The organism is Streptomyces sp. NPDC033221 (genome assembly GCF_055577005.1).
Genome location: NZ_JBVIQN010000023.1, coordinates 107,462 through 132,932 on the forward strand (window position 1 = coordinate 107,462; position 25,471 = coordinate 132,932).

Annotated in this window: 21 protein-coding genes and 1 pseudogene; 6 read left to right on the plus strand and 16 right to left on the minus strand. The window is 72.7% G+C overall.

From position 1 onward, the window contains the following. Positions 1-10: 10 nt before the first annotated feature. From ACZ53K_RS27175 to ACZ53K_RS27205, 7 genes are all read right to left on the minus strand, one after another. Positions 11-1,324, minus strand: a complete 1,314-nt coding sequence (locus ACZ53K_RS27175) for an alpha/beta hydrolase (RefSeq protein ID WP_468841357.1) — start codon at positions 1,322-1,324, stop codon at positions 11-13. Between the two features lie 230 nt (positions 1,325-1,554). Next, positions 1,555-2,247, minus strand: coding sequence for a recombination regulator RecX (recX, locus tag ACZ53K_RS27180; RefSeq protein WP_468841359.1), 693 nt, complete (start codon positions 2,245-2,247; stop codon positions 1,555-1,557). 6 nt (positions 2,248-2,253) lie between these two features. Continuing rightward, the gene (recA, locus tag ACZ53K_RS27185; protein WP_468841361.1) at positions 2,254-3,381 is read right to left on the minus strand and encodes a recombinase RecA; all 1,128 of its coding nucleotides are present in this window, start codon (positions 3,379-3,381) and stop codon (positions 2,254-2,256) included. A 225-nt stretch (positions 3,382-3,606) separates the two neighbouring features. Next, the gene (locus ACZ53K_RS27190) at positions 3,607-4,839 is read right to left on the minus strand and encodes an AI-2E family transporter (RefSeq protein ID WP_468841410.1); all 1,233 of its coding nucleotides are present in this window, start codon (positions 4,837-4,839) and stop codon (positions 3,607-3,609) included. A 180-nt stretch (positions 4,840-5,019) separates the two neighbouring features. Beyond that, on the minus strand, positions 5,020-5,214 hold the full coding sequence (locus ACZ53K_RS27195; RefSeq protein ID WP_468841363.1) for a DUF3046 domain-containing protein: 195 nt from the start codon (positions 5,212-5,214) through the stop codon (positions 5,020-5,022). 200 nt (positions 5,215-5,414) lie between these two features. Further along, positions 5,415-6,689, minus strand: coding sequence for an MFS transporter (locus tag ACZ53K_RS27200; protein ID WP_468841365.1), 1,275 nt, complete (start codon positions 6,687-6,689; stop codon positions 5,415-5,417). 142 nt (positions 6,690-6,831) lie between these two features. Next, positions 6,832-7,311 carry a hypothetical protein gene (locus tag ACZ53K_RS27205; protein ID WP_468841367.1) on the minus strand — a complete coding sequence of 160 codons (480 nt, stop codon included), beginning with the start codon at positions 7,309-7,311 and terminating at the stop codon, positions 6,832-6,834. Positions 7,312-7,745: 434 nt separating this feature from the next. On the opposite strand from ACZ53K_RS27205, the gene ACZ53K_RS27210 reads away from it, so the two are divergent. Continuing rightward, complete coding sequence (locus ACZ53K_RS27210) at positions 7,746-8,672, plus strand: hypothetical protein (protein ID WP_468841369.1); 927 nt, start codon at positions 7,746-7,748, stop codon at positions 8,670-8,672. A gap of 79 nt (positions 8,673-8,751) precedes the next feature. On the opposite strand, the gene ACZ53K_RS27215 is transcribed toward ACZ53K_RS27210, so the two are convergent. From ACZ53K_RS27215 to ACZ53K_RS27225, 3 genes are all read right to left on the minus strand, one after another. After that, entirely contained in the window at positions 8,752-9,060 is a 309-nt protein-coding gene (locus ACZ53K_RS27215; RefSeq protein WP_468841371.1) for an AzlD domain-containing protein, read from the minus strand. Beyond that, positions 9,057-9,803, minus strand: a complete 747-nt coding sequence (locus ACZ53K_RS27220; protein ID WP_468841373.1) for an AzlC family ABC transporter permease — start codon at positions 9,801-9,803, stop codon at positions 9,057-9,059. Before ACZ53K_RS27220 ends, ACZ53K_RS27215 begins: the two co-directional genes overlap by 4 nt. Before the next feature lie 238 nt (positions 9,804-10,041). Continuing rightward, positions 10,042-10,968, minus strand: coding sequence for an AraC family transcriptional regulator (locus tag ACZ53K_RS27225; protein ID WP_468841375.1), 927 nt, complete (start codon positions 10,966-10,968; stop codon positions 10,042-10,044). A 133-nt stretch (positions 10,969-11,101) separates the two neighbouring features. Between ACZ53K_RS27225 and ACZ53K_RS27230 the strand changes: the two genes are divergently transcribed. From ACZ53K_RS27230 to ACZ53K_RS27245, 4 genes are all read left to right on the plus strand, one after another. Beyond that, positions 11,102-15,928 (plus strand): ATP-dependent helicase, encoded by a 4,827-nt coding sequence (locus ACZ53K_RS27230; protein ID WP_468841377.1) that lies wholly within the window; start codon positions 11,102-11,104, stop codon positions 15,926-15,928. A 91-nt stretch (positions 15,929-16,019) separates the two neighbouring features. Further along, on the plus strand, positions 16,020-16,853 hold the full coding sequence (locus tag ACZ53K_RS27235; RefSeq protein ID WP_468841378.1) for an Fpg/Nei family DNA glycosylase: 834 nt from the start codon (positions 16,020-16,022) through the stop codon (positions 16,851-16,853). 833 nt (positions 16,854-17,686) lie between these two features. Beyond that, positions 17,687-18,679 carry a hydroxymethylbilane synthase gene (gene hemC / locus ACZ53K_RS27240; RefSeq protein ID WP_468841380.1) on the plus strand — a complete coding sequence of 331 codons (993 nt, stop codon included), beginning with the start codon at positions 17,687-17,689 and terminating at the stop codon, positions 18,677-18,679. A gap of 80 nt (positions 18,680-18,759) precedes the next feature. Then, on the plus strand, positions 18,760-19,269 hold the full coding sequence (locus ACZ53K_RS27245; RefSeq protein ID WP_468841382.1) for a hypothetical protein: 510 nt from the start codon (positions 18,760-18,762) through the stop codon (positions 19,267-19,269). A gap of 111 nt (positions 19,270-19,380) precedes the next feature. On the opposite strand, the gene ACZ53K_RS27250 is transcribed toward ACZ53K_RS27245, so the two are convergent. After that, positions 19,381-19,800 (minus strand): PPOX class F420-dependent oxidoreductase, encoded by a 420-nt coding sequence (locus ACZ53K_RS27250; RefSeq protein ID WP_468841384.1) that lies wholly within the window; start codon positions 19,798-19,800, stop codon positions 19,381-19,383. A gap of 315 nt (positions 19,801-20,115) precedes the next feature. On the opposite strand from ACZ53K_RS27250, the pseudogene ACZ53K_RS27255 reads away from it, so the two are divergent. Further along, positions 20,116-20,511: pseudogene (locus ACZ53K_RS27255) on the plus strand (methyltransferase domain-containing protein); the annotation flags it as partial. 636 nt (positions 20,512-21,147) lie between these two features. Here the strand turns inward: ACZ53K_RS27255 and ACZ53K_RS27260 are convergent. The 5 genes from ACZ53K_RS27260 to rimO all read right to left on the minus strand — a co-directional run bounded on the left by ACZ53K_RS27260 (position 21,148) and on the right by rimO (position 25,435). After that, on the minus strand, positions 21,148-21,618 hold the full coding sequence (locus ACZ53K_RS27260) for a Dps family protein (protein WP_468841412.1): 471 nt from the start codon (positions 21,616-21,618) through the stop codon (positions 21,148-21,150). 451 nt (positions 21,619-22,069) lie between these two features. Then, a complete protein-coding gene (locus ACZ53K_RS27265) occupies positions 22,070-22,453 on the minus strand; it encodes a helix-turn-helix domain-containing protein (RefSeq protein ID WP_030024638.1) in 384 nt (127 codons plus the stop codon). A 109-nt stretch (positions 22,454-22,562) separates the two neighbouring features. Beyond that, entirely contained in the window at positions 22,563-23,108 is a 546-nt protein-coding gene (locus ACZ53K_RS27270; protein WP_468841414.1) for a CinA family protein, read from the minus strand. Between the two features lie 147 nt (positions 23,109-23,255). Beyond that, entirely contained in the window at positions 23,256-23,945 is a 690-nt protein-coding gene (pgsA, locus tag ACZ53K_RS27275) for a CDP-diacylglycerol--glycerol-3-phosphate 3-phosphatidyltransferase (RefSeq protein WP_468841385.1), read from the minus strand. Then, entirely contained in the window at positions 23,942-25,435 is a 1,494-nt protein-coding gene (gene rimO, locus ACZ53K_RS27280) for a 30S ribosomal protein S12 methylthiotransferase RimO (RefSeq protein ID WP_468841386.1), read from the minus strand. The genes pgsA and rimO overlap by 4 nt, the downstream gene beginning before the upstream one ends. Positions 25,436-25,471 lie beyond the last annotated feature (36 nt).

Genomic DNA, 25,471 nt, shown 5'->3' on the forward strand with positions numbered 1-25,471 from the left:
CGCCGTCGGCTCAGTGCGCGGTGTCGAACTGCCGGACCACGAGCGGCAGGGCCTTGCGTACCGTCCCGTTGTGGTCCACGTCCCCGACGTCCGTGAGCCGGTGCGCGGCCCCGTTGGCGGTCAGCTGCCGTTCGCAGTGGCGCGCGTGCCGGAACGCCACGTCCTTGTCGCCCTTGGCGTGGTAGAGGTGCACCGGTACGTCCGGGTGCCAGTCGCAGGTGGTGTCCAGCGCCTCCAGCTCGTGCCGCAGCTTCCCCCGCGGGCTGCGGATCGTGTCGAGGAACTCCGGTGTGAACAGTTCCTTCGAGGTCGCCGGCAGCGCGGCCGCGATCTCCGACGTCTTGTGGTCGCCGTCGAAAAGGGGCTCCACCTTCTTGTCGTACGGGGCGCGGAACGCCTGGCCAGGCGTGTCGTACAGGCCGTACATCCGGTTCCACGCGGTCGCGAAGTAGGCCAGGTAGAGCGACGACCGTACGATCTCGTCGTCGGCCGCCGCAGCCTCGAAACCGCTCAGGTCGAAGGGCCCGGCGATCGGGGCGAGGGCTCCCGGCCGGAAGTACGGGTCGGCGCCGCGCTGGAGGGCCCGGCCGACCAGCATGGCGGCCGGCCCGCCCTGGGAGAAGCCGCTGACCAGCACGTTCCTGTCGAGGGTGCGACGCTCCTGCCAGGCGTACGCCCGGGCCGCGCGCAACGCGTCGACCGAGGCGGTGACGGTCGCCCGTGGATGGCCGTACGGGTGGGTGCCCGGGCCCTCGCCCAGGCCGAGGTAGTCCGGCGCGGACACGGCCCGGCCGGTCGAGGCGAAGAGCAGGGCCGCCGCCCGGTCGGTGGACCGCTCGTTCACCGAGGCCACGTCCCCTCGGTACACGGTGGTGCCGTGCAGCCAGGACACGACCTGGAGGGCGCGCCCGCCGTTCTTGGGCATGGCGACCAGCTGGCTGGCCGTGGTGGGCTCGCCCCGGAGACCGCGGGTTCGGTAGACGACTCGGTGGGCGCGTACGCCGTAGCGGACCTGGGCCGCGTCGATACCGGTCTGCTCCAGGCGGGCCGTGACTTCCTTCGCGTCCAGGTCGGCGACGAGGGTGACGGAGGCGATCGTCCCGGGGGCCGTACGGTGCCGGGGCGCGGACGAGGCCGCGGAGTCGGAGCTCGGGGCGGCGGGGCTCGTGGCGGCTGTGGAGCCGGGTCCGGAGCCTGCGGAGGGCCCGGGACCGGCTTCGGCCGTGGTGGCCGTCGCTGTCGCCGTGGCCAGTACGGCCGCGGCGCACCCCAGGGCGAGGGCGCCGGGCGCGGTGAACCGTGCCCGGAATCGGTTGAAGATCATGCACCGCACTCTGCCGTGCACGGCAGCCCCGGCACATTGGAGTCAACCGCCTTGCCCCAAGGGGGTTTTCCCCCGGACGGCACCCGTGGCGCAACGTCCTTCAAGCGCCCGCCTGAAAGCGCCTTCCTGAAGGCCCCTGCCTGAAGCCGCCCGCCTCAGGCCACCTGCCCGCCTGAAGCCCTCTGCCTCGTGCCTGAAGGTGCCTTTCTCGCGCCAAAGACGGCGCCCTCTCACGCCTCCGGCAGGTGGTACTCCATCAGCTCCGGATCCTCGCCCTCCTCCTCCAGCGCCTGCCGGACCACCCGCAGGGCGAGGCCCTCCGGATATCCCTTGCGCGCCAGCATCCCCGCGAGGCGCCGTATCCGCTTCTCGCGCTCCAGGCCCCGGGTCGCCCGCAGCTTGCGGTCGACCAGTTCGCGGGCCGTGCGCTCCTCCTGCTCGGAGTCCAGCTGTCCGAGGGCCTCGTCGACCGTGGCCGGGTCGACGCCCTTGGTGCGCAGTTCGCGGGCGAGCGCGCGGCGGGCCAGCCCCCGGCCGTGGTGCCGGGACTCCACCCAGGCGTCGGCGAACTTGGCGTCGTCGATCAGCCCCACCTCCTCGAAGCGGGACAGCACCTCCTGTGCGGCGTCCTCAGGGATGCCCCGCTCCCGCAGGGCGTCCCCGAGCTGCTTGCGCGTCCGCGCGGACCCGGTGAGCAGGCGCAGGCAGATGGCCCGCGCCTGCTCCTCGGGCGTACGCGGCGGCCCCGCCTCGGCCCTCGACGAGGAGGAACCACCGCCGTCCTTGCGTTTCCTACGGTTCTCGGCGCCGCCCGCGGCGCTGCCGCTCCCGCCCCGGCCGTCGTCGTCACGTCCCCCGTCGTGCACGACTCCTCCGCCGAGGCCGTGGCCATGGTCGTCGGGCCATTCCGTTCGCCGCGTCACGATGGACTAGCTCTTGGCCGCGGCGGCCTTGGAACCCTTGGCGCCCTTGGCGGCCGGTGCCGGTACGGACTTGGCCGGGGCCTCCGCGCCGTCCGCCGCACCCGCCGCGTCCGCGCCGGGCTCCGCCAGGTCCGCCGGCTTGACGCCGATGCCCAGCTTCTCCTTGATCTTCTTCTCCACCTCGTTGGCGAGGTCGGGGTTGTCCTTGAGGAAGTTGCGGGCGTTCTCCTTGCCCTGGCCGAGCTGGTCGCCCTCGTAGGTGTACCAGGCGCCGGACTTGCGGATGAAGCCGTGCTCCACACCCATGTCGATCAGGCCGCCCTCGCGGCTGATGCCCTGGCCGTACAGGATGTCGAACTCGGCCTGCTTGAAGGGCGGGGCGACCTTGTTCTTGACGACCTTGCAGCGGGTGCGGTTGCCGACCGCGTCGGTGCCGTCCTTGAGGGTCTCGATACGGCGGATGTCGATGCGCACCGAGGCGTAGAACTTCAGGGCGCGGCCACCGGTCGTGGTCTCCGGCGAGCCGAACATCACGCCGATCTTCTCGCGGAGCTGGTTGATGAAGATCGCGGTGGTCTTGGACTGGTTGAGCGCGCTGGTGATCTTCCGCAGCGCCTGGCTCATCAGCCGGGCCTGGAGACCCACGTGGGAGTCGCCCATCTCACCCTCGATCTCGGCCCGGGGCACCAGCGCGGCGACCGAGTCGATCACGATGAGGTCGAGCGCGCCGGAGCGGATCAGCATGTCCGTGATCTCCAGGGCCTGCTCGCCGTTGTCCGGCTGGGACAGGATCAGCGCGTCCGTGTCCACGCCCAGCTTCTTGGCGTACTCGGGGTCGAGCGCGTGCTCGGCGTCGATGAAGGCGACGGAGCCGCCGGCCTTCTGCGCGTTCGCCACCGCGTGCAGGGTCAGGGTCGTCTTGCCGGAGGACTCCGGGCCGTAGACCTCCACCACACGGCCGCGCGGGATGCCGCCGACGCCGAGCGCGACATCGAGGGCGGTCGACCCGGTGGGGATGACCTCGATGGGCTCGTTCGGGCGCTCGCCCATCCGCATCACGGCGCCCTTGCCGAATTGCCGTTCAATCTGTGCGAGTGCGGCGTCCAGTGCCTTCTCGCGGTCAGTGCCTGCCATGGCTTCCACCCGGTTTGCTTGAGTCGATCGCTTCACGTCCATGACGCTAACGCCTGCCACTGACAATGCGCCCGGACCCGACTCCGGCCTGTGGATAACTCCCGGGAACTCCGGGTGGAAACACGGGTCGGACGTCTCATAAGAATAGATGTTCGATTTTGGTGTCAAGCGCGCCACGCGCGGCCCGCGCACCTGGCGGCCGGGACGGATTCCGCCCCGGCCGCCTCACTCCTCCTTGCCCTCCGCCCCGCCCTTGCCGGACGCACCGCCGTCCCGCCCGTCGGCGTCCCGCCCGGCACCGTCCCGGTCCCCGCCGGTCCCCCGGCCCTCCAGCGGCGCGGCCGGCGGCTCGTCGTGCAGGGACCGGCGCAGCCGCCGCAGGGCCGAGGACGCGCGCCGGCGGCGGCCGCCGCCCCGCACCCGTACCTCGTCCGTGACCTCGTACCGCTTCACGTACGCCCCCAGGAACGCCTGCAGTGTCGCGGTCGCCGGGATGGCGATCAGCGCGCCGACCGCGCCCATCAGCGCCGTCCCGGCGATCACCGACCCGAAGGCGACGGCCGGGTGGATGTCCACGGTCTTGGCCGTGATGCGCGGCTGGAGGAGGTAGTTCTCGAACTGCTGGTAGACCACGACGAACCCGAAGACCCACAGCGCGTACCAGGGATTGACGGTGAAGGCGATCAGGATCGGCAGCGCGCCGGCGAGGTAGGTGCCGATGGTCGGGATGAACTGGGAGACGAGCCCCACCCACATGCCGAGCGCCGGGGCGTACGGGACGCCCAGGATCTCCAGCAGGACGTAGTGCGCGATGCCGGAGATCAGCGCCATCAGGCCGCGGGAGTAGAGATAGCCGCCGGTCTTGGCGACCGCGATCTCCCAGGCGCGCAGCACCTCCGCCTGCCGGGACGGCGGCAGGACCGAGCACAGGGCGCGGCGCAGCCGGGGGCCGTCGGCGGCGAAGTAGAAGGAGAACAGCGCCACCGTCAGGAGGTTGAACAGGCTGCCCAGGACGGTCGCGGAGACGGCGAGCACGTTGTTGGCGCTGTCCTGGACGTACTTCTGCAGCCAGTCGGACTTCAGCAGATTGTTCTGCACCTCGACCCGCGAGAGGTGGGTGTGGAAGGTGGTGTTGATCCAGCTGATCACCGAGTCCAGATACTGCGGGAACTCCTGGACCATGGTGGCGATCTGGCCCGCGAGCATCGAGCCGAGCAGCGCGAAGAAGCCCGCGGTCCCGACGAGTATGCCGAGGAAGACCAGTCCGGTGGCGGCTCCGCGCCGCATCCCGCGGGCCGCCATCCAGTCCACGGCCGGCTCGACGGCCAGCGCGAGGAAGAAGGCGATCAGTACGTTCAGCAGCAGCGAGATGAGCTGGTGGAACGCCCAGCTGGCGAGCTGGAAGCAGGCCACGAGGGCGAGCGCCAGCACCATGGCGCGGGGGAGCCACCGCGGCATCCGCTGGGCGGGGCCCCCGGGTCGTGGGTCGTCGTGGCTGGTGGGATTCTCGGTCGCTGGCACGGGCCCAGTGTCGCTCACAGGACTGACAACTCCCGCCCTGCCCCGCTCACCAGAGCCGCCCGCCGCCGCCCGGTACCTCCGTGCGGCCGTCCCCCGTCTCCGGAGCCGCCGCTCGTGTCAGCGCTTGTCGTACGGCACGTCCATCGTCGCGCAGACCACCCGCCACACGTCCTTGGCCTCCCACCCCTCCGCCAGCGCCTGGTGCACGGTCCGCCCGCCGAGCCCGGCCATCACATGATCACGCGCGAACGAGTCGGCGTACGCCGCACCGAAGTGATCCGCCATCCGCTCCCAGAAGACCGTCAACCGCATGAACCCACTCCGCACTCGCCTTGACCTGCACGTTTTCCCATATCGTGCACGCGCGCGACCGTCCGGACACGGGTGAGCGGTGCCCTTCCCCGCAGGGACTCGCGTCGAGGGCGGCGCGGCCTCCCCGCACCGGCGCGAAGTACGTACACGTACGCAGCGTAAAGCCCGGGCCGGCCTACCGGAGCGGGCGGGCGGCAGCGTCATTCCCGCCCCACCGCCACCCGCCGCCCCGCTTCCCGGATGGTCTCCTCACGGATGGTCCGGAAGAAGGGCACCAGCAGCAGCGCGCAAGCGAGCGCCCCGAGGGCGAAGACCGGCCGCGGCCCCACCAGTTGGGCCAGCAGGCCCGCCAGGGCGGCCCCCAGGGGCATGCCGCCCCAGCCGATGAGGCGGCTGGCGCTGCTGACCCGGCCGAGCAGTTCGTCGGGGATCAGCTGCTGGCGCAGGGTGACCACGGTGACGTTCCACAGGCCGCTGCCGAGGCCGCCCAGGAACGTCGCCACTCCGATGATCCACGGCTGGGCGGTCAGCGCGGGCGTGCCGAGCATGATCACACCGGTGATCACGTCGACGGCGAGCAGGTTGCGGGTGCCCAGGAGCGCGCGGACCCGGCCCGCGACGAGCGAGCCCAGCACGCCGCCGACCGCGAGCGTGGTCAGCAGGAGGCCGTATCCGGCGCCGCTGAGGCCCATGGGGCCGGGCGTCACGGCGTACAGCACGAGGACCGCGCTCCAGCCGCTCCAGGCGGCCGCCATGACGCAGACCATGATGGCGAGGTTCCACAGCACCGGCTGGCGCCGCAGATACCGCAGGCCTTCGGCCAGCTCGTCCCGCAGCCGGGGCTTCGTGGCGGGGCCCGCCCCGGTCTCCCCGACGGGCGGGCGGGGGTCGTACCGGCCCCGCAGGAGCAGGAGCACCGCTCCGGCCGCCACCACGTAGAGCCCCGCGGTGCCGAGCATGGCGGTGACGGCGCCGAGCGAGACGAGCAGGCCGCCCAGCGGCGGGCCCACGAACTCGTTCAGTGACGAGCGGGTGCTCTCCAGGCGCGAGTTGGCGCCGTCGAGGCGGTGCCGCGGCACGATCATGGGCAGTACGGAGGTGGTGGTCAGGTCCGCCACGAGTTCGGCCGTGCCGAGCAGGAAGGCCACGACGTACAGCGCGGGGAGCGGCGCCACGCCTCCCGTCAGGGCGAGCGCCAGCAGGGCCAGGGCCACGGCACGCAGCACATGGGCCCACAGGATCAGGCGGCTGCGCTCCGCCCGGTCGATGAGGATGCCGATGGCCAGCGTGCACACCACGTACGGGAGGGTCTGGGCCCATTTCACCCCGGCCACGAGACCGGGTGACGAGGTGAGGGTGAGGGCCGTCAGCGGCAGGACGATCATCACGAGACCGTCCGCGAGGCTGCTCAGGCCGTAGGAGGCCCACAGTCCGGCGAAGTCCCGCCGCGCGGCGGGCGGGGTGCCTGTTGTCATCCGCGGCCTTTCCGGGGGGGGCGCTCGGCCCGTCCTGAGGGGCGAGGCACCCGGGCGGTGCCTCCGGGGCACAGGGACGACCGCCCCCGATGTTCCGGGGGCGGCCATCAGGATCTGGCTGCGCGTGCCTGCTGAGGCCTGCTCAACAGAGAAGTGCGCAGGTGGCGCGGGTGAACGTGCCCTCACCGTGGTCGCGCACGGTGTGGGCGAAGGCGGCCCGGTGGTTGGCGGGCGCCGGAACGGCACCCTCCGCCTTCATTCCGAGGGGCGCGAGCACGGCGCGGCTCTGCTCACCGACGCAGTGGACACCCCTGTTGGCGAGAATGGTGTCGGCCAGCCGGCCGCCGAGCCCGTCGAGCGACTCGCCCGACCAGGTGGACACCCTGTACTGGCCGTCTTCGGCCCGCTCGAAGAAGCGGACGTGTGCCTGCCCCGCGCTCTCCGTGAGGAGGATGAAGATGCGGCGGTCGGGGAGTTCCATGTCGAGGCCGTCCATCTTGTGGAGGATGGCCTCCGGGTCTCCGTAGAAGTCGTGCACTTCCGGGGTCCAGGAGTAGGAGACGCAGCCGAGTGCGGTCTCTGCCTGGGTCTGCGTCGCAGCCTGCACCGTAGTGGTCACCATCGGCTCCAATCATCGGGTGCCGCTGTACGGCACCGCGTGGCCAGTGCGCGCTGGTCCATACTTACGGGCCGCCGACACGGGGGACAGAGCACTTCCCGTCATGGCTCCCGGAGCGGGTGGGGCGGAAATCTGGCCATCTGTGCGCGGGTGGTGTGCCGTCTTCTGACGGGTGGCCCGAAACCGGCCCCGCACGGCGCAGTCTGTTGCCGGGCAGCGGTTTGCGACAGCGCTTGCAGCGGTCGGGACTGGCGAGAACTGGTGGCCGGGGCGCGTGTTCCGCGCGGGGCGGGCAGGCGTGACGGCAACGTGGCGGAGGGCCGCGAACCGTCCGCCACCGGGTGGCCGTCAACCGCGCACGCCCGGTATCCCGCCCCTGAGAGTGCAGCCGCGTCCGCGCCGGTGCCGGGTGGCGCCCGCGGCCCTACCGTCGGTCCATGGCGGAAAACGGAGCACCACAGCCGGCCCCACTGGCGCGTGCCGAGCGCTTCATCTGGCTCACTGCCCGGGTGCTCGAACAGCGCCGCTTCGCGTACCACTTCCTGGAGGGGAGCGCGGACGGCGTCGATGCCGCGCTCGCCGCGTACGCGAACCCCGACGGCGGTCACGGGCACGCCCTGGAGCCCGACCTGCGCGGACCGGTCAGCCAGCCGCTGCACACCGCGCACGCCCTGTACGTCCTCGACCTCATCGGGCGCTGCGGCGGGCAGCGGGCCGAGCGGATCTGCCGCTATCTGTCCGGGGTGTCCACCCCGGAGGGCGCGCTGCCCGCCGTACACCCCTCCCTGCGCGGCTATCCGGCCGCGCCGTGGCTGCCGGTGCCCGCCGACCCGCCGAGCGACCTGCTGGCCACCGGGCCCGTCGTGGGCCTGCTGCACCGCAACGAGGTGTGGCACGCCTGGCTGTTCAGGGCCACGGACTTCTGCTGGCAGACGGTGGAGTCCCTGGAGCGCACTCATCCGTACGAGGTACAGGCGGCGCTCGCTTTCCTGGAGGGCGTGCCCGACCGGCCGCGCGCCGAGGCCGCCGCGCAGCGCCTGGGCAGGGTGGTGCGCGAGCGCCGGCTGGTCCTGCTGGACCCGGACCGGGCGGCGGACACACCCGTACCCGAGGGGTACGGGCCCGGGGAGCACCATTTCACGTACGACTACGCGGCCACGCCGGGCTCGCTCGCCCGCCGCTGGTTCACGGCCGCGGAGACGGACCGGGCGCTGGACCATCTCAGTGCCCTTCAGCGCGAGGACGGCGGCTGGCCCGTGGACTGGCGGGTGTGGGCCCCTGGGACGGCTCTTGAGGGCCGCCCGATGGTGACCCTCAAAGCGCTGCTGACGCTGCGCGCGTACGGGCGTCTCACCGCCCGGTAGGGGGCGGCGGACCGGGCGCGGCACCATCCTCGTCGCGCGGCAACGGGGCCCGCCAGGGCGGGCCCCGCCTTCCTCCCCCTCAGCCGCCCAGCGCCCGTACCCCCGCCGTCACCGCCACCGCGACCGCCACGACCAGCAGGAACGGCGCGCGCAGCAGCAGCGCGACGACCGCGGCGGCGACCCCCGCCACCTTGGCGTCGAACAGCAGCTGATGTCCGTCGCTGAACGTCTCCTGCGCGATGAGCGCGGCGAGCAGGGCCACCGGCAACAGGGCGGCGAGACGCTTCACGAGCGGCCGTTCCAGGGCGCCCGCCGGCACCAGGAGGCCGAGGTATTTCACCAGGTAGCAGCCCACGGCGGTGACGCCGATCGCGATCCAGGCATTCATCGTGCGTCCGCCTTCCGTGTACCGGTACGGGCCCGGCGCCCCTCCAGGCAGAGGACGGCCGGCGCGGCGAGCGCCGCCACCAGGACCGGCACGCCCGCCGGCAGCAACGGCAGCGTCACCAGGAGGACCACCATCGCGAGCCCCGCGACGGCGCGCTCCACCGGACGCTTCAGCATGGGCGCGAGGAGCGCCACGAAGACCGCGGGCGCGGCCGCGTCCAGGCCCCAGGCCTCCGTGTGGCCGAGGGCCTCGGCGCCCACGGCTCCGGCGAGGGTGGTGAGGTTCCACAGGGCGTACAGGGTCAGTCCGGTGACCGTGAACCCGAGGCGCGCGCTGCGCCGGTCCGGCTGGGCCAGCGCGACGGCCGAGGTTTCGTCGATGACCCAGTGGGCGACGAACGGCCTGACCGCGGCCCGGTACCCGAGGAGGCCGGACAGCCGCAGGCCGTAGAACGCGTTACGGGTGCCCAGGAAGAACGCCCCGGCCGCCGCGGTGAACGGGTTGCCGCCCGCGGCCAGCGCCCCGACCAGCGCGAACTGCGAGGCGCCGGTGAAGACCAGCAGGCTCAGCGCGCAGGCCTGCCACACCGTCAGCCCCGCGCCCGCGGCGGTCACTCCGAAGGCGAAACCGGACAGCCCGACGGCGACGCCGACGCCGAGCGCGTCCCTGACGACCGCGGCGGCGGGCTTGGGGTCGGTCGTGCCTTCCGGCGCCGTACGCGGTATGCGTTTCGCCTGCTCCATGTGGTCCGGTGGTTCTGTTCTCTGCAACTGTTGTGTTTGTTGCGCTCGTTCTGGCTGCTGTGCTCGTTCTGCTGGCTGCACTCGCTCTGTTCGCTGCGCCTGCTCAGCCCGCTGTGTCTGCTCTGTTCGCTGTGCCACGCCCCGGACACTAGGAAGCCCTCTGCCCGGCAGTCTTGTACGTTCTTGCGCGGTCCGGCGCCCCCCGCTCGCGCGGCTGCGCACCCGCCCGTTCGCGTCGCTACGCGCCGGCTCGCTCACGCCGGTACGCGCCCGGCGGCACACCCACGATCCGGGTGAAGTGCCGGTTCAGATGCGGCTGATCGGTGAAACCGACGGCCACGGCGGCATCCGCGGGTGCCGTGCCGGCCTCCAGGAGGCGGCGTGCCCGGCGTATGCGGGCGTCCGTGAGCCAGGCGTGCGGCGGCATCCCGTACGCGTTCTTGAAGGCGCGCAGCAGGGCGAACGGGCTGGTGTCCAGTTCCTGCGCGAGCTGTTCCAGGGTCGGTGGTGCCGTCAGCCGCGCTTCGAGGAGCGCTCTGGCGCGTTCGGCGGTACGTGCCCCCGCCGTGGCGGGCGTACGGGTCGGCAGCGGGCCGCCATGGCGCCGCAGCAGCCGGGCCACGACGATCCGCAGCAGGCTGTCGGCGGCCAGCGCGTTGCCCTCCTCGGCCGCGCGGTGCACGGCGTTGACGAGGTGGACGGCGTGGGCGTCGGCCACGAGGGGCTCGGTGAACGCGGGGGTGCCGGTCAGGCCGGTCGTCTCGGCGGCGATACCGGCGACGAGCTGCCGGGAGGGGTAGAGCGTGGAGTACGTCCAGCCCTCCGGCGCGCCGGCCTGCGCGGTGTGCGGCACCTCGGGATTGATCATGACGAGGCCGCCGTGCCCGGCGTCCGTGACGCCGTCCGGCAGCCCGATCCGCTCGACACCGCCGTTGACGGCGCCCAGGACGTAACCGTCGTGGGAGTGGCGGGGGAAGGAGTGCCGTACGTAGCGGGCGCGCAGCAGGTCCAGGCCGGGGAGTTCGGCGTACTGCCAGTGCCGCGCCCACTCGCCGCCCTTCCGGCCGGTGCGCGAGGCGGCCCGGGACCCGCCGGGACGAGCCGCCGCGCCCGCCACCATCGCGTCCGCCGCGCCCCGCGTGCTCTCCGCCCCGCTCCCCGCCATGGCGTCATTGTGCTCCGGCGCGGCTCGTCGCGGCCTTCCCGTCCGGCACGTGGACACCGCGGCTCACCGACATCACCGCAGGTGAGCGGCGGTTCACCGGCGATTGTCAGTGGTCCGTTGCACGATGGTGGGCATGGCCAAGGCAGCGCTCGACTCGTTCTCCCCCGCGACCCGCGACTGGTTCACGGGGGCGTTCCGCGCACCCACCGCCGCGCAGGAGGGCGCCTGGCGGGCCATCGGCGAGGGTTCGGACGTGCTGGTGGTCGCGCCGACCGGCTCCGGCAAGACCCTGGCCGCCTTCCTCGCCTCGCTCGACCGGCTCGCGAGCGTCCCCGCGCCCGCCGAGCCGAAGAAGCGCTGCCGCGTGCTGTACGTCTCCCCGCTCAAAGCCCTCGCGGTCGACGTCGAACGCAACCTCCGCAGCCCGCTGACCGGCATCCGTCAGGAATCCGTCCGCCTCGGGCTGCCCGAGCCCGACATCCGGGTGGGCATCCGCTCCGGTGACACCCCGGCCGCCGAACGCCGGGCGATCGCCACCCGTCCGCCGGACATCCTCATCACCACCCCCGAGTCGCTGTTCCTCATGCTGACCTCCTCGGCCCGGGAGGTTCTGGAAGGCGTCGAGACGGTGATCGTGGACGAGGTCCACGCCGTCGCGGGCACCAAGCGCGGCGCCCACCTCGCGCTCTCCCTGGAGCGGCTCGACCACCTGCTGGAGCGTCCGGCCCGGCGCATCGGCCTGTCGGCGACCGTTCGCCCGGTGGAGGAGGTCGCCCGCTATCTGTCGCCGCAGCGCCGGGTGGAGATCGTCCAGCCGCCGTCCGGCAAGGAGTTCGACCTTTCGGTGGTCGTCCCCGTCGAGGATCTGGGCGAGCTGGGCGGCTCCCCCGTCCAGGAGGGCGACACCGGTGAGAAGCCCTCCATCTGGCCGCATGTCGAGGAGAAGATCGCCGATCTGGTCCAGGCGCACCGCTCGACGATCGTCTTCGCCAACTCCCGGCGTCTCGCCGAGCGCCTGTGCAACCGGCTCAACGAAATCGCGTACGAACGTGCCACCGGCGAGACGCTGCCCGAGGACCACTCCCCCGCCGAGCTGATGGCCGAGGCCGGCGCCGCCAAGGGGGCGCCCGCGCTGCTGGCCCGCGCCCATCACGGCTCGGTGTCCAAGGAGCAGCGCGCCCAGGTGGAGGAGGATCTGAAGGCGGGGCGGCTGCCGGCCGTGGTCGCCACGTCCAGTCTGGAGCTGGGCATCGACATGGGCGCGGTGGACCTGGTGGTGCAGGTCGAGTCCCCGCCGTCGGTCGCCTCCGGGCTCCAGCGGGTGGGCCGGGCGGGCCATCAGGTCGGCGCGGTGTCCCGGGGCGTGGTCTTCCCCAAGTACCGCGGCGACCTCGTGCAGGCCGCGGTCGTCACGGAGCGGATGCGGTCGGGGTCCATCGAGTCGCTGCGCGTCCCGGCCAACCCGCTGGACGTGCTGGCCCAGCAGCTGGTCGCGATGGCTTCCATGGACACCTGGGACGTGACGGAGCTGCTGGCCCTGGTCCGCCGGTCCGCCTCCTTCACGGCCCTGCCCGAGTCGGCGTTCAACGGCGTGCTGGACATGCTCGCGGGCCGCTACCCCTCCGACGCCTTCGCCGAGCTACGGCCGCGCGTCGTGTGGGACCGGGTGGCGCAGACGGTCACCGGGCGCCCGGGTGCGCAGCGGCTGGCCGTCACCTCCGGCGGCACGATTCCCGACCGGGGCCTCTTCGGCGTCTTCCTGGCCGGCGCCGAGCCGACGAAGGGCGGCGGCTCGTCGGACACCGCGGCGCGCGGCGCCTCCACTCGGGGTGGCGGGCGACGGGTGGGCGAGCTGGACGAGGAGATGGTCTACGAGTCCCGCGTCGGCGATGTCTTCACCCTCGGTACGACGTCCTGGCGGATCGAGGACATCACCCGCGACCGGGTGCTGGTCTCCCCGGCCCCCGGCGTGCCCGGCAGGCTGCCCTTCTGGAAGGGCGACCAGCTCGGCCGCCCCCTCGAACTGGGCCGCGCGCTCGGCGCGTTCCTCCGCGAGATCGGCTCGCTCGGCCCGGAGGCCGCCCGCGAGCGACTGTCCGCCGCCGGCCTGGACGACTGGGCGACGGGCAACGTCCTCGCGTATCTCGCCGAGCAGAAGCAGACCTGCGGCCATGTGCCCGACGACCGCACGATCGTCGTCGAGCGCTTCCGCGACGAGCTGGGCGACTGGCGGGTGGTGGTGCACTCCCCGTTCGGCGCCCAGGTGCACGCCCCCTGGGCGCTCGCCCTCGGCGCCCGTCTCTCGGAGCGCTACGGCATGGACGCGCAGGTCATGCACGCCGACGACGGCATCGTGCTGCGCCTGCCGGACGCCGATCTGATGGGCCTGGACCTGCTCGACAGCGACACCGGCGACTTCGACCCGGCGGCCCGCGGCATGGAGTACGACCCCGAGCAGTCCCCCGTGGGCGCCGCCGACGTCGTCTTCGACAAGGGCGAGGTCGACCAGGCGGTCACCGACCAGGTGGGCGGCTCGGCCCTGTTCGCCGCGCGGTTCCGCGAGTGCGCGGCCCGCGCCCTGCTGCTGCCCCGCCGCAATCCCGGCAAGCGCACCCCCCTGTGGCAGCAACGGCAGCGCGCCTCCCAGCTCCTCCAGGTGGCGGGCGAGTTCGGGTCGTTCCCGATCGTGCTGGAGGCCGTCCGCGAATGCCTCCAGGACGTCTTCGACGTACCGGGGCTGACGGAGCTGATGGGCGACATCGAGGCCCGCCGGGTCCGCCTCGTGGAGGTCACCACGCCCGAGCCCTCCCCCTTCGCCCGCTCCCTGCTGTTCGGGTATGTGGCCCAGTTCCTGTACGAGGGCGACTCCCCGCTCGCCGAGCGCCGGGCCGCCGCCCTCTCCCTGGACTCCCGGCTGCTGGCCGAACTGCTCGGCCAGGCCGAACTGCGCGAGCTGCTCGACGCCGGCGTACTGGCCGAGCTGGAGAGCGAGCTGCAGTGGCGTACCGAGGACCGCCGGGTCAAGGACGCCGAGGGCGTCGCCGACCTGCTCCGGATGCTCGGGCCGCTCACCGACGAGGAACTGGCCGAGCGCGGCGCCGACCCGGGCTGGGTACGGGACCTGGCGTCGGCCCGCCGGGCCATCACGGTCCGGATCGCCGGCCGGGACCACTGGGCCGCGATCGAGGACGCCGGCCGGCTGCGTGACGCCCTGGGCACGGCCCTGCCCGTCGGCGTCCCCGAGTCGTTCACCGAGCCCGTCAAGGACCCGCTCGGCGACCTCCTGTCCCGCTACGCCCGTACGCACGGCCCGTTCACCTCCGACCAGGCCGCCACCCGCTTCGGCCTCGGCACGGCCGTCACCGACGGCGCCCTGCAACGGCTGGCCGCCGCCGGCCGCGTCGTGCAAGGTGAATTCCACCCCTCCGGCATCGGCCAGGAATGGTGCGACGCCCAGGTGCTGCGCCGCCTGCGCCGCCGTTCCCTGGCCGCGCTCCGGCACGAGCTGGAGCCCGTACCGCCCGCCGCCCTCGCGTCCTTCCTCCCGCAGTGGCAGCAGGTGGGTCCCCTGGCGGCCAAAGCACCGTACGGATCGGGGCCGCGCGTCCCGGGCGCGCAGCGCGGCGGCTCGTACGGCCTGCGCGGCATCGACGGCCTGGTCCGCGCCGTCGAACAGCTACAGGGGGCGTCCGTGCCCGCCTCCGCCCTCGAAAAGCTGGTCCTGCCCTCCCGGGTCGGCGACTACGCCCCGGCGCTGCTGGACGAGCTGACCTCCACCGGCGAAGTGCTGTGGGCCGGGGCCGGAGCGCTGCCCGGCAAGGACGGCTGGGTGTCCCTCTACCTCGCCGACACCGCCCCGCTGCTCCTGCCGCCACCGCACCCCCTGGAGCTGTCCCCGCTGCACGAGTCCGTCCTCCAGGCCCTCGCCCCCGGCTACGGCCTCTTCTTCCGCCAGCTCGCCGACCAGGTCCGCGCCACCACCCACCCCGAGTGCACGGACCCCCAACTGGCCGACACCCTGTGGGACCTGGCCTGGTCCGGCCGCCTCACCAACGACACCCTCGCCCCGCTCCGGTCCCTCCTCGGCTCGGGCCGTACGTCCGGTTCCACCGCCCACCGCGCCAAGCGCGCCGTCCCCCGCGGCCGGTACGGCACCCTGACCGCCGCCACCGGCCGTACGGGCCGCCCCACCGCCTCCCGCTCCGGCCCGCCGACCGTCGCCGGCCGCTGGTCGCTGCTGCCCGCCCCCGAGCCGGAGCCCACCCACCGCGCCCACGCCCTGGCGCGCACACTCCTCGACCGGCACGGCGTCGTCACCCGCGGCGCCGTCGCGGCCGAGGGCGTCGAGGGCGGCTTCTCCGCCGCGTACCGCGTGCTGGCCGCCTTCGAGGAGACCGGGCAGGCCCGGCGCGGCTATGTGGTCGAAGGGCTGGGCGCCGCGCAGTTCGCGATGGACGGCGCCGTCGACCGGCTCCGCGCCGTCAACACCGGCCGCGAACGGGTCGCCGACGAGTACGCCCAGGACGGCCCGGGGGGCCACCGTTCCAGCGGACCGCAGCGGGCCCTGGTGCTGGCCGCCGCCGACCCGGCGAACGCGTACGGAGCCGCCCTGTCCTGGCCCGAGCCGCCCGACGGCTCGACCCACAAGCCGGGCCGCAAGGCGGGCTCCCTCGTCGTCCTCGTCGACGGCGAGCTGACGCTCTACATGGAACGCGGCGGCAAGACGCTGCTGGCCTGGACGCAGTCCGGCGACGGCGGCGCGCCCGACAGCGGCTCCCCCGCCGGCACCCGCCAGCGGCTCGCCCTCGAAGCCCTCACCGACGCGGCCCGCGCGGGCGCCCTCGGCACGATCACCGTGGAACGCGTCAACGGCGCCGCCGCCCTCACCGCCCCGCTCGCCCCCACCCTGGAGGCCGCCGGATTCCACCCCACGCCACGCGGCTTCCGCCTCCGCCCCTGACCACCACCCGCCCGGCACCAAGCCCACTGCCCGGCTCACCCACCCACCCGTCGCCCGGCCACCGCGCGCCCCCACCCGGCACAATGTCCCCATGCCCGAAGGCGACACCATCTGGCGCACCGCCCGCCGCCTGCACGAAGCGCTGGCCGGCCGGCAGCTGACCCGCTCCGACCTGCGCGTGCCGAAGCTCGCCACCACCGACCTGTCCGGCCGTACGGTCCTGGAAGTGGTCCCGCGCGGCAAGCACCTCCTCACCCGCGTCGAGGGCGGCCTGACCCTCCACTCACATCTGCGGATGGACGGCGCCTGGCAGCTCTACGCCCCCGCCGAGCGCTGGCGCGGCGGCCCCGCCCACCAGATCCGCGCGATCCTCGCCACCGCCGACCGCACCGCCGTCGGCTACCGCCTCCCCGTCCTCGAACTCCTGCGCACCGCCGACGAGGACGACGCCGTGGGCCACCTGGGCCCCGACCTGCTCGGACCCGACTGGGACCCGGCCGAGGCCCTGCGCCGACTGCTCGCCGACCCCGCCCGCCCGCTCGGCGAAGCCCTGCTCGACCAGCGCAACCTCGCGGGCATCGGCAACGTCTTCAAGTGCGAACTGTGCTTCCTGCTGCGCGCCTCCCCCTGGCTGCCGATCGGCCGCCTGCCCGCTCCCGAGCGCGCGACCACCCTCGCCAAGAAGCTCCTGGAAGCAAACAAGGACCGCCCCGCCCGCATCACGACACCGAGTGCCCGCCCGGACCGCCGCCAGTGGGTCTACGGCCGGGCGGGCCGCCCCTGCTTCCGCTGCGGCACACCGGTCCGTACGGGAGAACAGGGCCCGCCCACCCAGGAACGCGTCACCTACTGGTGCCCCACCTGCCAACCGGACGAGGCACCCGCGCCCACGGACCACAACGCCAAGCCCACACCGGGCGCCTGACTTACCGTCAGCCCATACTTATACCTATCCGGGCCACCGCGTCACCCCGCCACCACACCACAGCCCCTCCCCACCCTCCAATACGCGGTCCCGGTCCCCCTCCACCAACCGGGTGACCCGCCCCGCCACGCCGTCCTCACCCGCGCCCTCGTCCCCGAGTTCGCCAAGACCTGACCACACCGCCCCTCACCACACTCCCAAGGTTCCCGGCGCTCCTGCCATCACCCCCGCCACCAGGCCTTTTGCCCCGGCCACACGCCCGCTTCGCCCATGGCACGCAGTGCACCGGCAACAGGCTCAGCCCCCACCCTCCGGCCGCCACCGCCCCCTCGACGACGCCCGCGGTCCCCGGCCACAGCGTCAGCCGCAGCACGGCCCACCACCACAGCCCCCCGGCAGCCGCCCCGGCCGCCAGCCGGACCGGGGATATGCCGAGCCGGGCGAAGAATTCGTGCCTAGCCATGGCTGCCTCCTCCGGTCGACGCTAGACGGGCGCAGCCGCCCAGCGGGAGGGCGCACCGGGGCACTACCGGCGCGAACGCTTCGACGGGGCCCGCTCATCCATGCCCCGCTCTCACGGATCTCTGTCTCCCCGGTATTTTCGCCCGCCGCCACCCGGCTCGCATCCAGACGGGCCGCGCCCGCCGCACGGCACGGCGGTCACGCACACCACCGGAACGCCACCCCCTCCCCCGTCCCCCTTTCCCCTCCCGCCCCGCACACCAGCTCGACCCCACACCTCCCCGGCCCACCGCCCGGAGTCTCCTACGCTGCACTGAACGATCACCGCCCGACGGCGGGCACCGCCCGAGACCACCGAACGGAGACCGTCCGTGAGCGCCGATTCCCCCGTCCGCGAGCTGCGCGTCGGAACCCGTACGAGCCCCATGGCGCTCGCCCAGACCGCCCACGTCACCCGGCTGCTGCACCGGCTCGACCCGCAGCTGCGGACCGTGACCGTCCCGGTCCGGCCGGAGGCCGACCGCCCGCAGGCCGACCTGTCCGGCACCGGCGGCAAGAGCCTGTTCGTCAAGGCCCTCGACGCGCGGCTGCAGAACGGCGACATCGATCTGGCACTGCACTGTCTCAAGGACGTGCCGGGCGACCTGCCGCTGCGCGCGGGCCTGGTCGTCGCCGCGCACCTGGAGCGCGCCGACGTACGGGACGTCCTGGTCGTCCCCGAGCACTCGGCGGTGCGCCACCTCGACGACCTCCCGCCCGGCGCCCGGATCGGCACCGCCTCCGTACGCCGCCGGGCCCAACTCCTGCGTATCCGCCCCGACCTGCGGATCGTCCCCGTACGCGGCGCCGTCGGCAGCCGCCTGGACCTCCTGGACGGCAAACGGGACACCCATGCCACGCCGGGCCCCCATGCAGCGCCGGACGCGCTGGTCCTGGCGAGCGCCGGGCTGGCCCGGCTGGGCCTCACCCATCGGGTGCGACAGGTCTTCGAGACCGAGGAACTGCTGCCGGCCATCGGGGCGGGCGTGCTGTCCCTGGAGTGCCGCCGTGCCGACAGCGCCGTCGCGGCGCTGCTGGAACAGCTCAACCACGAGCCGACGCTGACCGAGGTGACCGCCGAACGCGTCATGCTCCAGGGCCTGCGCGGCCACTGCAACAGCCCCATCGCCGGTCACTGCGTCACCGGCGCCGACGGCCGGCTCTGCCTGCGCGGCATGGTCTGCTCCCCGGACGGCACCGCCTTCGCACAGGTACGGCTGCACAGCGACACACCGCACGACCCGGCGGCGCTCGGCGCGCACGCCGCCACCGAACTCCTCAGCCAGGGCGCCCGGTCCCTGATCGACACCGGAGTTCCCCTCTGAACCTTCCGCCGCCCGCCCGTATTTCGCCGGCACCGACCCCGGGGAAAACGCCCTCCGAAGGCAGGCGTACGCTCCCGATCATGGAGGGGCGAAAGGCGCTCAGGCGCCGTATCCGTATCTGGTTGGCTGTCTTCATCATCGGCCTCGTGCTGAGCGGGCTGACGGCATTTCCGCTCGTCACGGAAATCCGGTGGGCCGACGAACTGCTGCGGTCCGACGCGTCACCGCTCGGCGGGCAGTGGCCGGGGCTGGTGGAGTGGATCGGCAAGGCCCGGGAGGGTCTGGAGGCAACCGACGCGAAGTATCCGTTCATGCTGTACGGAACGGACTGGCTGGCGTTCGCGCACCTGGTCATCGCGGTGGCGTTCTACGGTCCGTTCCGCGACCCGGTCCGCAATATCTGGATCATCGACTTCGGGATGATCGCGTGCGCGGGAATCATTCCGCTGGCCCTCATCTGCGGGCCGATGCGCGGAATTCCCTTCTACTGGCAGCTGATCGACATGTCGTTCGGCATCTTCGGGGTGATTCCGCTGCTGGTGGTCCGCCGAATGATCAAACGACTCGAAGCGTACGAACTCGCCGCCTGAGCCGGGAATGAGCGGCAGCAGGGCCGCAATGGATGAATCCCTGCACTCCCACCGTCAACCGTAAAAGACCTCCCCCGGCCATTCCGGAGGAGGTCTTCCACACCCGGGCCGTCAGCCGGCCTGGCTGCTGTCCTTGTGGCTGCCCCAGCCGTGCCAGCGGTCGATCTCGATCCAGGCGCTGACCCGGGCCCGGTCACGCTGCGGGTAGGAGTCACCGAGGTAGTGGTGGGCCAGCCGGTCGATGTCGGCCAGGTCCTCGTCGTCGCGGAATTCGGTGACCCGGCCGATGATGCTGATGTGGGTGTACCAGCTCGACTCGTCGAGGACGGTGATCGTCACCCGGGGGTCGTTGCGCAGGTGCTGCAGGCGCTTGCGGCCTTCGTCCATGTTGACCAGCACCCGGCCGTCGTCCCAGAGGTACCAGGTCGCCGTGGAGACCGGCTGGCCGTCCGACCGCAGGGTCGTGATGACGGCCGGGTTGGCCTTCTCCAGCATGGCGACCGCCTCTTGCGGCAGCGGGGGTTTCGACATAGCGGACACTCCTCATACGTTGCTGATCCGGCGTTCGTTTCCCCACCATGATCGTCCGCCCTCACCCTCCCGAACCACAGACACGCCACTACGCCGCACCCGTCACACAGGCAACGCCATGGCGTCACCGTTCGCTACCTTCAGCAGCTCGGACAGCGACCCCGGGAGCCCAGACCACCAGTGACCAACACCTCCCCAGACCCAAACCCCACCACCAACAGCCCCACCAAAACCCCGCCCCACACCCTCCTCGCCCAAGTGGCCGCCACCCTCGGCCACCCCGTCCCGGCCCCCTGGGCCCGAGCCGTGCGCGCCGTGCCGCGTGATCGCTTCCTGCCGGACCTGATCTGGCTCCGTGACGGCACCGGCGGCTACGCGCCTTGCGACCGTGCCACGGAGCCGCGCCGCTGGGCCGAGGCCGCGTACAGCGACGCGCCGCTCGTCACGCAGATCGCCGAGGACGCGGACGGGTTCCAGGAGCCCACCTCGTCCGCTTCCGCGCCCAGCACGGTGTTGCGCATGATCGAGGACGCCGCGCCGGCCGACGGGCAGCGCGTGCTGGAGATCGGTACCGGCACCGGTTTCCACGCGGCTCTCCTCGCCCACCGGCTCGGAGCCGATCATGTGGTGAGCGTCGAGATCGACCCGGTGCTCGCCGGCACCGCCCGTGCCAACCTGGCGGCCGCCGGATGTGCCCCCACGGTCGTCACCGGCGACGGCGCTCTCCTGGTCGTACCGTGGAGCACCAGTTGGATCACGTACGGCACCGTCGTCCTCACCCGCCGCGCCGACGGCTCGGACGGACCGGACGGACCGGACGGCTCGGCCACCGGGCAGTTCGCTGGTCACGGCTCCTATATGGTCATGCGCGGCCAGCGCGCGACCGCCGACCTCGACCGCGATCTCCTGCGCGCGGGGCAGCGGCCCAGCCGTTCCAGCACGGCGCTCTCCCCGTGGGCGGTGGCCGGCAGCGATCTCGACGCGCAGTTCGCGACCGGTCTGCGTGTCCCCGACGTGTGGCACTCCTGGGACACGGACCCGGGCACCGCCGAGGCCCACACCCGCCTGCGACTGGCCGACGACGCCGCGTCGTCATGGGCCTCGGTGGATTACGACGGCCTGCAGACCTCCGCCTACCGCGTACGCCAGTACGGCCCGCGCCGCCTCTGGGACGAGGTCGAAGCGGCCCACCGGCGCTGGCTGCGCGCCGGTGAACCGGAGATCGCGCGTCATGGCCTCACCGCCACCGCCACTGGGCAGCGGTTCTGGCTCCGCAAGCGCCCCCCTGACGGTGTCAGAGGGGCGCTCGCGCAGCCGGTCGCGGGGGCCACGACCGGCTCGGTCGGCTCAGGCGGACTCGGCCTGGAACATCCAGTGGTGCTTCTCCAGGTCGGCCGTCAGGCCGATGAGGATGTCCTGGGAGACCGGGTCGGGCTCGTCCGTGACGCGGATGCGCTCGCGCATCCGGGCGATGACGGCGCCGAGGGCGTCGGTCACGACTCGCACGACCTCGGCATCCTTGATCCAGTTGTCCTGCACCGTGTCGATGCCGCTGGTCTTCGCGACCGTTTCGGCGCGGCCGTCCGGGGAGACCCCGATGGCCGAGGCGCGCTCGGCGACCGTGTCGGCGTAAGCGCGTGCCGTGTCCACGACATCGTCGAGCTGGAGATGTACGGACCGGAAACGCGGGCCGATGATGTTCCAGTGGACCTGCTTCGCCACGAGCGAGAGATCCACCAGGTCGACGAGGGCTCCCTGCAGTGCTTCTCCGACCACCCTGCGTGCGTCGTCGGACAGCGTGCTCTTGACGACAGACATCCATTTACTCCTTTTCAGGGCGAATGAATACGTTCGCCCGTCGTACAAACGATTGGTCCTGTCTGTGCGGATCGGGTACCCAGATGCGCTGCGGTAATGCGCGGCCGTTCCCACCTGGTGACGGAAGTCCCTGCCGCCCCTTCCGTAAGGCCCGGCCGGACGTCCCGGTAGCGCCGCGAGCCCCGTCGGCGGTCGCCGGACGGGGCTCAGGAGAGTCGGTGGGGTCCTCGGCGATCGGCCGCGGAGGAACCGGAGGGTGGTGCGAAGCGGAGGAAGGGAGCGAAGAAGGAAGGGGGAACAACTGGGGGAACACGGCGCGTCGCATCAGCGGCGCCAGCACCGGCCGCGACATCGGCCACCCGGCGGCATTCACACCCACCGCACGGCGGCAGCGCCCCCGAAGGGCGTTCAGCCGTCCTGCCCGGTGCTCCGGCAGCGGACCGCCGCAGCCTCAGGCCGCGACGACGTCGACGGCCTCCGCGGGTGCCTTGATCGTCACGCGGTCCTCCGGCACCCCGGCCAGCGAGGTCACGGACACCGAGTTGAGCTTCGGACGGACCGGCGCGGGCACCGGGTCGCTCGCGGCAGCGGACCGTGCCAGCTCGGCGAGTGCCAGCTCGTCGCTGACCTCGCGCATCAGCTCGGACATGCGCACGTCCAGCGCGTCGCAGATCGCCGAGAGCAGTTCGGAAGAGGCTTCCTTCTGTCCCCGTTCGACCTCGGACAAGTAGCCGAGCGACACCCGGGCGGAGGAGGAGACCTCGCGCAGGGTGCGGCCCTGGCGCTGACGCTGTCGGCGCAGCACGTCACCCAGCAGGCGACGAAGCAGAATCATCGCTGGCTCCCTCCTCGGACCTCGGATCCGGATCCTTCTCGCCCCACCGTACCGCCTCGGGCCTCGGCCGTGCGGGGCGTGAGTTCGTGTTCACTCAGGGCTGTAAACATCAAATTTCCCCCCGTTGTTCCGTATCCTGTGCCGCCGCATTTCCTGTCAGTTCGCTCACCAGCAGCCGGAGTGCCGCCGCCACCGTGTCCCGGCGGATCCGCTCGCGGTCGCCGTCCAGTGTCAGGCGCAGTACGCCGCCCGCGCCGCCGGGCCCCTCGGCCGCGACGAACACGGTGCCCACCGGCTGTCCGTCCTGGGGGTCCGGGCCGGCGACCCCCGTAGTGGCGATACCCCAGTGCGCGCCCAGCACACGCCTTACACCACGGGCCATCTGGCGGGCAACCTCGGCGTCCACGGCTCCGCGCGCGTCGAGCAGCGGCCCGTCGACTCCGAGGACGTCCCGTTTGAGCTCGGTCGCGTACGCCGTCACCGAGCCCCGGAAGACCCGGGAGGCTCCGGGTACCCCGGTGAGCGCTCCGGCCACCAGCCCGCCCGTCAGTGACTCGGCCACCGCCAGGCTCTGTCCGCGCGCCGCGAGGGCGTCGAGCGCCCGTGCGGCCACGGTCGGCGTCCCGGGCGCCGACTCACTGTCACCCTCGTACACCAGGTCGCGCACGGCGTCAGGTGCCGCTCCGGCCGCCTCACGGTCCGTTTCGGCCACTTCCCGGCCCGTTCCGGTCGCTTCCCGGTCCGATTCAGCGTGCATTTCCGCAGCCACTTCGGAAGGTCGCCCAGGCGGCCGACACCGGTCTCACCGTACGGGTCCCCCGTCGCCCTGCGCCTCGGCGGCCGCCCTGGCCCGTTCCTCGGCCTGTACGGCCCGCGCCTCGGCCAGCCCGGCCCGCCGCAGGACGATCGCCTGCCGTACGTAGTCCAGGCCGGTCGCGATGGTCAGCAGCACGGCCACCGCCATCACCCACCAGCGGAACGTCGCCAGCGGCCCGTTCAGCATGAGCACGTACATGCCCACCGCGGTGCCCTGCGCGAGCGTCTTCAGCTTTCCGCCGCGGCTGGCGGGGATGACGCCGTGTCTGATCACCCAGAAGCGCATCAGCGTGATGCCCAGCTCCCGGAAGAGGATGAGGCCGGTCACCCACCAGGGAAGGTCGTCCAGGATGGACAGGCAGATCAGCGCCGCGCCCATGATCGCCTTGTCCGCGATCGGATCGGCGATCTTCCCGAAGTCCGTGACCAGGTTGTACTGGCGCGCCAGGTGGCCGTCGAACAGGTCGGTGATCATGGCGATGGCGAACGCCGCCCAGGCGAACGAGCGCCAGGCCGGGTCATAGCCGTCGCCGTGCATGAGCAGCATCACGAAGGCCGGTACGAGCAGCAGCCGCACCATCGTCAGGACGTTGGCGATGTTCCACAGCCCGGCCGTCCGGACGGCCGGCGCCGGGCGGTGGTGCCCACCGGCCGCGGAAGCCGGGACTCCGGTCATCTGCCCGCCTCCTCAGTACACGGCACGCCGTCCGCCGACAGCACCTCGGCCACCAGGTCGACGCCTTCACTGGCCACGACCTTTGCTTCGACCATACGACCCGGCGCAAGGTCGAGTGCGGTCCGCAGCAAGGTGACGCCGTCGGTCTCGGGGGCCTGGTGCGCGGCGCGCCCCACGATCCCGTCCTCGTCGTCGACGCTGTCCACCAGGACCGTGAGGGTCTCTCCCAGCCGCTCCTCGGCGCGCTGCGCGGTCAGCTCCTCGGCCAGCCGCGAGATGTGCGCGAGGCGCTCGGCGACCTCGTCCGGGTCGACCTTCTTCTCGTACGTGGCGGCTTCGGTGCCGTCCTCGTCGGAGTAGCCGAACACGCCGATCGCGTCCAGCCGCGCCCCGGTCAGGAAGCGCTCCAGCTCGGCGACGTCGTCCTCGGTCTCGCCGGGGAAGCCGACGATGAAGTTCGAGCGGGCACCGGCCTGCGGCGCCTTCGTACGGATCTGCTCCAGCAGGTCCAGGAAGCGGTCGGTGTCGCCGAAGCGCCGCATCGCGCGCAGCACGCCCGGCGCCGAGTGCTGGAAGGACAGGTCGAAGTACGGGGCGACCTTCTCGGTCTGCGTCAGCACGTCGATCAGGCCGGGACGCATCTCGGCGGGCTGCAGGTAGCTGACCCGGATGCGCTCCAGGCCGTCGACGGCGGCCAGCTCCGGCAGCAGCGTCTCCAGCAGGCGGATGTCGCCCAGGTCCTTGCCGTAGGAGGTGTTGTTCTCGGAGACCAGCATGATCTCCTTCACGCCCTGCTCCGCGAGCCAGCGCGTCTCGCCGAGCACGTCGGAGGGGCGGCGCGAGATGAAGGAGCCGCGGAAGGACGGGATGGCGCAGAAGGAGCAGCGGCGGTCGCAGCCGGAGGCCAGCTTCACGGAGGCCACCGGGCTGGTGCCCAGGCGGCGGCGCAGCGGCGCGCGCGGGCCCGAGGCGGGCGCCACGCCCTCGGGCAGGTCGGCGGGGGCCGGAGCCGGTTCCGTGTCACCGTGGCCGGGCAGCGCGACGCCGGCGGCGTCCTGGCGCTCGGCGGGGCTGATCGGCAGCAGCTTGCGGCGGTCGCGCGGGGTGTGGGCCTCGACGCTGCCGCCACTGAGGATCGTCTGCAGCCGGCCGGAGATGTCGCCGTAATCGTCGAAGCCGAGGACGCCGTCGGCCTCCGGCAGCGCCTCGGCCAGCTCCTTGCCGTACCGCTCGGCCATGCAGCCGACGGCCACCACCGCCTGGGTGCGGCCGTGGTCCTTCAGATCGTTGGCCTCCAGCAGGGCATCGACGGAGTCCTTCTTGGCGGCCTCGACGAATCCACAGGTGTTGACGACGGCGACATCGGCATCGGCGGCGTCCTCGACGAGGTCCCAGCCGTCCGCTGCCAGGCGGCCTGCGAGCTCCTCCGAGTCCACCTCGTTACGGGCGCAGCCAAGAGTGACAAGGGCGACGGTACGGCGTTCGGGCATGGAGTCAGCCTACTTTGTCCCGGCAACCTCCCTCGC

Coding starts and splice junctions, on each gene's coding strand:
- ACZ53K_RS27175 (WP_468841357.1), bottom strand. CDS start 1,324: ATGATCTTCAACCGATTCCGGGCACGGTTCACCGCGCCCGGCGCCCTC.
- rimO (WP_468841386.1), bottom strand. CDS start 25,435: ATGCCCGAACGCCGTACCGTCGCCCTTGTCACTCTTGGCTGCGCCCGT.
- ACZ53K_RS27205 (WP_468841367.1), bottom strand. CDS start 7,311: ATGGTGACCACTACGGTGCAGGCTGCGACGCAGACCCAGGCAGAGACC.
- ACZ53K_RS27265 (WP_030024638.1), bottom strand. CDS start 22,453: ATGATTCTGCTTCGTCGCCTGCTGGGTGACGTGCTGCGCCGACAGCGT.
- ACZ53K_RS27260 (WP_468841412.1), bottom strand. CDS start 21,618: ATGTCTGTCGTCAAGAGCACGCTGTCCGACGACGCACGCAGGGTGGTC.
- ACZ53K_RS27225 (WP_468841375.1), bottom strand. CDS start 10,968: ATGGCGGGGAGCGGGGCGGAGAGCACGCGGGGCGCGGCGGACGCGATG.
- recA (WP_468841361.1), bottom strand. CDS start 3,381: ATGGCAGGCACTGACCGCGAGAAGGCACTGGACGCCGCACTCGCACAG.
- ACZ53K_RS27200 (WP_468841365.1), bottom strand. CDS start 6,689: ATGACAACAGGCACCCCGCCCGCCGCGCGGCGGGACTTCGCCGGACTG.
- ACZ53K_RS27235 (WP_468841378.1), top strand. CDS start 16,020: ATGCCCGAAGGCGACACCATCTGGCGCACCGCCCGCCGCCTGCACGAA.
- ACZ53K_RS27245 (WP_468841382.1), top strand. CDS start 18,760: ATGGAGGGGCGAAAGGCGCTCAGGCGCCGTATCCGTATCTGGTTGGCT.
- ACZ53K_RS27250 (WP_468841384.1), bottom strand. CDS start 19,800: ATGTCGAAACCCCCGCTGCCGCAAGAGGCGGTCGCCATGCTGGAGAAG.
- ACZ53K_RS27230 (WP_468841377.1), top strand. CDS start 11,102: ATGGCCAAGGCAGCGCTCGACTCGTTCTCCCCCGCGACCCGCGACTGG.
- ACZ53K_RS27215 (WP_468841371.1), bottom strand. CDS start 9,060: ATGAATGCCTGGATCGCGATCGGCGTCACCGCCGTGGGCTGCTACCTG.
- ACZ53K_RS27195 (WP_468841363.1), bottom strand. CDS start 5,214: ATGCGGTTGACGGTCTTCTGGGAGCGGATGGCGGATCACTTCGGTGCG.
- pgsA (WP_468841385.1), bottom strand. CDS start 23,945: ATGACCGGAGTCCCGGCTTCCGCGGCCGGTGGGCACCACCGCCCGGCG.
- ACZ53K_RS27210 (WP_468841369.1), top strand. CDS start 7,746: ATGGCGGAAAACGGAGCACCACAGCCGGCCCCACTGGCGCGTGCCGAG.
- ACZ53K_RS27190 (WP_468841410.1), bottom strand. CDS start 4,839: ATGCCGCGGTGGCTCCCCCGCGCCATGGTGCTGGCGCTCGCCCTCGTG.
- ACZ53K_RS27220 (WP_468841373.1), bottom strand. CDS start 9,803: ATGGAGCAGGCGAAACGCATACCGCGTACGGCGCCGGAAGGCACGACC.